A 4,858-nucleotide genomic window follows, 5' to 3' on the forward strand; every position below is an offset into this window, starting at 1 on the left:
GCTTGGCTATCGTTCACCCTGCCAGTATTTAGATGACTGGCTCACTGAGCAACATCAGGAAAAACAGGCGGCATAAAAGCCACCTGTTGGAAGACGAAAAATCGAGGGAAGCTCAGTCCTGCCAAATGACCGTTTACACAAAACTAATTACACCCTCTGGGTGCTGGAATCCAGCACCGGCACATTCTTGTAGAGTTTTCTAATGAAATCGCGTGCCTTGGCATCGTCGTTATTATTCTTCTTCAATGCATAGCCGTAGGCCGCCAGATAAGCCCAGCGTGCACCGCCGGAAGTCTTTGGATTGGCTACCACTACCGATACGCCAGGCTTGATCAGGTCGTCCCAATCCTTGATACCCTTGGGATTGCCCTTGCGCACCAGCAGCACGATGGTCGAGGTATATGGCGTGCTGTTGTGCGGCAGGCGCTTTTGCCAATCGGCCGGAAGCAGCTTGGCCTTCGCTGAAATCTCATCAATGTCGCAGGCCAGCGCCAGAGTCACGACATCGGCATCCAGGCCGTCGATTACCGAGCGCCCCTGCTTGCCGGATCCACCATGAGATGCCTTGATCATGACGTTGTCACCGGTCTTTTCTTTCCAGTATTTGACAAACGCCTTGTTGTAATCTTGATACAACTCGCGTGTCGGATCGTAAGAGACATTGAGCAGCGAAAAATCCGCCGCGTGGACCATCCGCACACTCTGCGCAACCAGTGCAATAGCAATTACCGAACGAATGATTTTCTTCAACATATGCTTCTTCCCTAGAGAACGTTTTTGTTTGAGGTCTACAGATTAATCAGACGCCTATCAAAACAGAACGAATTCTTTCTTCTCTCGTTATGCAGAAAACAGATATACACGGACCCACCGGATGAATAAGGAGCACCCATATTCGCGCTGAATCGATATAAAGCTAGCCGCATAGAAATCAATGCCAATGAATGCCGCCTCGCTCTCGCTGGCCAAGGGATACAGCTGACCGGAATAATAAATTACAAAAAACGTAAGCATTGAAGATTGCACGCGACTAGACAAAGCAACTCTGCTGCAACTTTGTTCAACACTATTTTTATCGGGATCACACATGAGTAAAGTCTACGTCTATCTCGCTTCGCACCTATTGGCAGCGGCCATCGGTTTCGCTGGCGGCATCTATCTGCTGCCCATCCTGAGCGCAGGAGAAGGTCCGACCGCTTCGGAACTGCAACAGGCTGCCAGCCAGGCAAAATATCAGGGTGTGTTCAAGAGGGATTTGCCGGGCAGCGATTTCTTGCACTGGGCGCAAGGCACTGCTTGGGTCGGAGACAAACAGATTGCTTTTGAAGGCCGTGTCGCCCTAGGTCCCGACTACAAGGTGTACCTGACGTCCGAATTTGTCGATAACGGGCAAGACTTTCTCGCCATCAAGGAGCAAACGCTGCGCGTGGGCGAAGTAAAAACCTCCGACGGCTTTATCGTCGATTTGCCGCCTGGAGTCGATCTGTCACGCTACAACACAGTTGTCATCTGCTGCGAAGCCTACTCGCAATTCATCAGCGCCGCGAAATTTCGCTGAGCCAGGCTCCGCTCGGGCGGTTCTCGCGGATGGCATCAGGGTGTCGCTGCGGCGATGCGCAAAATAATCCTTAGATGATGCCCAGGACAAGGATGCCAGCCTGACCGATTGTATTGACAACAGCGCGCAGAAAATGAATCGACGAAGAACATCTCCAGGCTGTTACTATAGATCGCAATGATGCTCAGGAAAACAACAAAGGATACAAAATGACGGCCCAGGTAGCGACGGCCAGAATGCAAGTCAGCAGCACTGCCGCGCTACCAAAATCCTTGGCATTCTTCGACAGCGGATTGCGCTCCAGTGAGACCCGGTCTACCACCGCCTCAATCGCTGAATTGATCAGCTCAATGATAATGATCCAGACCAGTACCGTAATCAGCATCAACCTCTGTATCCCGGAAACCGGTAACAATAAGGCGACGATAATCCCAGGAATGACCAGCATCAATTCCTGGCGAAAAGCGTGTTCGTTTTTCCAGGCAGACCTGAAGCCTTCTATCGAATAGAAAAAGGCCGAGAAAATTCTCTTGAAGCCGCTGGTGCTTTTGAACTCGCTGATGCGCTGAGACGGCTCTTGCGACTGCGGTGTTTGCGGTTTTTCGTTCATGCTCTGGCTGATATGGAAAAGTAACGCAGGGGCGCGCCGGAAGATTTTAACAGCCTTGCTGCACTGCACGCCAAATGCTTGTCATTGTTTTTAGCCAAGCCAGCCCCGCACAGCCTCGGCTGGCGCTGGCGATCCAAGAAGCGACAATATCAAAGCACGATTTTTCACATTATGGTATAAAGATTCTCTTGCAATGCACCAATACATCGATGAAAACAGCCATGACTGACGACGCTAGTAAAATTTCCATTCAGGTCATCGAGCGCATGATTTCGTTGCTGGATACCTTGGCACTCTACCCGGATCCGGTCAGCCTAAAAGAACTTTCCCGCGTCACCGGGCTACACCCATCCACCGCCCATCGGATTCTCAACGACCTGGTGGTGAAACGCTTCGTTGACCGCTCCGAGCCCGGCAGCTACCGACTTGGGATGCGTCTGCTGGAATTGGGTAATGTCGTTAAAAGTCGCCTTAACGTGCGTGAAGCAGCACTTGATTTCATGCGTGGTCTGCACCGCAAGACAAATCAGACAATCAACCTGTCGGTGCGCCAGAGCGACGAAATCGTCTACATCGACCGGGCCTTTTCTGAACGCTCCGGGATGCAGGTGGTACGCGCCATTGGCGGCCGCGCGCCACTGCATCTGACCTCCACCGGCAAGCTGTTCCTATCCATCGACGACCCGAAAATGGTACGCGCCTACGCTACCCGCACCGGGCTGGCCGGACACAACAAAAATTCGATTACCGATTTAAGCAAACTGGAACGCGAACTGAGTCTGGTGCGCGCACTCGGCTATGCGCGCGACAACGAAGAACTGGAACTGGGTGTGCGCTGCATGGCAGCCGGCATCCGTGACGATTCCGGCAAGATGGTTGCCGGACTATCGATCTCGGCACCGGCCGATCGTCTGCAGGAAGAGTGGGTAGAAGATTTGATCAGTACCGCAAACCAGATTTCTGCCGTGCTCGGCTATTCGTCGCAGCAATGAGCATTCCGGTAAGCAGGCTATGCCGAGTTTGCACGCCCGCAACCAGCGCCTGCTGCCAATAAAAAAGAGCTTATTCGTTAATCGAATAAGCTCTTTTTTATCCACTAGCGCCAACACAAGAGGCCGTGCTAAGGCCGTCTGTCCGACAGACCTGGCGAATCAGCTTTGACGGTCGGCCACCTTGACTCCAGTCAGAGTCGACGGATGCGATTCTGCCAGCCACTTTCGTACCCGGTCAGCATCGGCCTGGCGCGCATACTTCCCGCGCGAATCGAGGAACACCATCACGATCTGACGACCGTCGATAGTGGTCTGCATGACCATGCAGCGCCCTGCCTCGTTGATATAGCCGGTCTTCTGCAAGCCGATCTGCCATGCAGGATTTTCTACCAGACGATTGGATGTCGAATATTGCAGCGGCCTGCCACCTGGCTCGACCACATACTTGGTATCCGTCGAATACTGGCGAATAATCGGATGCTGATAAGCCGCCATGACCAGACGCGACAAGTCGCGGGCGCTGGCAACGTTAAGATGCGACAGGCCAGTTGAATCGACGTAATGGGTTTCGGTCATGCCGAGCGCCTTGGCCTTGGCATTCATGGCCGCGACAAATGCCGGTAAGCCGCCTGGATAATGACGCCCAAGCGCTGATGCTGCGCGGTTTTCGGAGCTCATCAAGGCGATGTGCAGCATGTCTGCGCGGCTCAATTGCGAGCCGATACGCAAGCGCGAGCTGCTATGCTTCTCACGATCGATATCATCGTCGGTAACAGTCAGTACCTCGTTCATGTCCTGCTTCGATTCGACCACTACCATGCTAGTCATCAGCTTGGTCAACGATGCGATCGGCAACGGCACCTGTGAGTTCTTGTCGAGCAAAACTTCCGAACTATTTTGATCCAGCACCAGCGCCACGCTCGATTTCAACTCCAGCGGATCGCGCGTCAGGTTCAGGCCAGCCTGCTCACCCGCAGAAAGGACAGGTGGCAGCACAGGCCCAGAAGGCGCGAAAGCAACACGCTGGTGAATGACCTTGCGACGGCCATTCACCATCACCACTTTCTTCACCAGTCTTTCGTTTTTCTGAAGCGATGCAACGTTACCCTGCTTATGGCCATGGGCAGCAATCGTGAGGTGCTTTCTGGAAGCGCTAGAAGCGGCGGTTTTCTTGCCGGAGGATGTTTTGGAAGCAGCTTTTGCGACTGTTTTAGTGGCCACCTTCTTGGAGGAAACATGTTTCGACTGAGCGAAAACCGGCGTCGCGGGCGCAATTGCGAACACCAGAGAAAGTGACAAAAAAACAACCAGCGCGGATTTGCCCATGTACGGCTCCAATATTCGGCGAACGATAACTTTGTGGAAGTGTAGGCAAACCCATAAAAAATCGCAAGAGAATTAGATAGTTAGAGCACTAAATTAAACAATTTTCGATGTAAAGAACTTGGTTTTCAGCAAGGATTTTAGCGTAATTAGGAAGTATTCCTATTAGTGGTTCCTCGAAAAATTTGTAACGTTCTTGACATAGTCGCCATTGCGATCTTCTTTTACACTTACACAATTATTTCAATTACTATAGTGGACCCGGAAATCCGGACAATAGTTTAAGGAGTATCCTGCACTGAACAACGAAGGCAGGATATGAACGAATTAAAACGAAACAGTTTCAGCGGGCAACAAAAAAGCGAAGGTGGCACT

Annotated in this window: 4 protein-coding genes and 1 pseudogene; 2 read left to right on the forward strand and 3 right to left on the reverse strand. The window is 52.0% G+C overall.

Translation table 11 applies throughout. The features are described 5' to 3' along the window. Positions 1–156: 156 nt before the first annotated feature. Positions 157–753: pseudogene (locus ACIQ0R_RS11225) on the reverse strand (sulfate ABC transporter substrate-binding protein); the annotation flags it as partial. A gap of 334 nt (positions 754–1,087) precedes the next feature. Here ACIQ0R_RS11225 and ACIQ0R_RS11230 point away from each other — a divergent pair. Next, positions 1,088–1,558 (forward strand): DM13 domain-containing protein, encoded by a 471-nt coding sequence (locus ACIQ0R_RS11230; RefSeq protein WP_395827340.1) that lies wholly within the window; start codon positions 1,088–1,090, stop codon positions 1,556–1,558. Between the two features lie 184 nt (positions 1,559–1,742). On the opposite strand, the gene ACIQ0R_RS11235 is transcribed toward ACIQ0R_RS11230, so the two are convergent. Beyond that, positions 1,743–2,168 (reverse strand): diacylglycerol kinase, encoded by a 426-nt coding sequence (locus ACIQ0R_RS11235; protein ID WP_395827343.1) that lies wholly within the window; start codon positions 2,166–2,168, stop codon positions 1,743–1,745. 221 nt (positions 2,169–2,389) lie between these two features. On the opposite strand from ACIQ0R_RS11235, the gene ACIQ0R_RS11240 reads away from it, so the two are divergent. After that, a complete protein-coding gene (locus tag ACIQ0R_RS11240; RefSeq protein ID WP_395827346.1) occupies positions 2,390–3,160 on the forward strand; it encodes an IclR family transcriptional regulator in 771 nt (256 codons plus the stop codon). 159 nt (positions 3,161–3,319) lie between these two features. Here the strand turns inward: ACIQ0R_RS11240 and pbpG are convergent, their stop codons facing one another. Further along, positions 3,320–4,486: a D-alanyl-D-alanine endopeptidase gene (pbpG, locus tag ACIQ0R_RS11245; protein ID WP_395827350.1), complete on the reverse strand. Its 1,167-nt coding sequence runs from the start codon at positions 4,484–4,486 to the stop codon at positions 3,320–3,322. Positions 4,487–4,858: the final 372 nt, after the last annotated feature.

The sequence above is a fragment of the Collimonas sp. genome (genome assembly GCF_044339385.1).
Classification (GTDB): Bacteria; Pseudomonadota; Gammaproteobacteria; order Burkholderiales; family Burkholderiaceae_D; genus Collimonas.

What these genes read in the sequence shown, in the direction of transcription:
- ACIQ0R_RS11235 (WP_395827343.1), bottom strand. Translation starts at nt 2,168, where the DNA reads ATGAACGAAAAACCGCAAACACCGCAGTCGCAAGAGCCGTCTCAGCGC.
- pbpG (WP_395827350.1), bottom strand. Translation starts at nt 4,486, where the DNA reads ATGGGCAAATCCGCGCTGGTTGTTTTTTTGTCACTTTCTCTGGTGTTC.
- ACIQ0R_RS11230 (WP_395827340.1), top strand. Translation starts at nt 1,088, where the DNA reads ATGAGTAAAGTCTACGTCTATCTCGCTTCGCACCTATTGGCAGCGGCC.
- ACIQ0R_RS11240 (WP_395827346.1), top strand. Translation starts at nt 2,390, where the DNA reads ATGACTGACGACGCTAGTAAAATTTCCATTCAGGTCATCGAGCGCATG.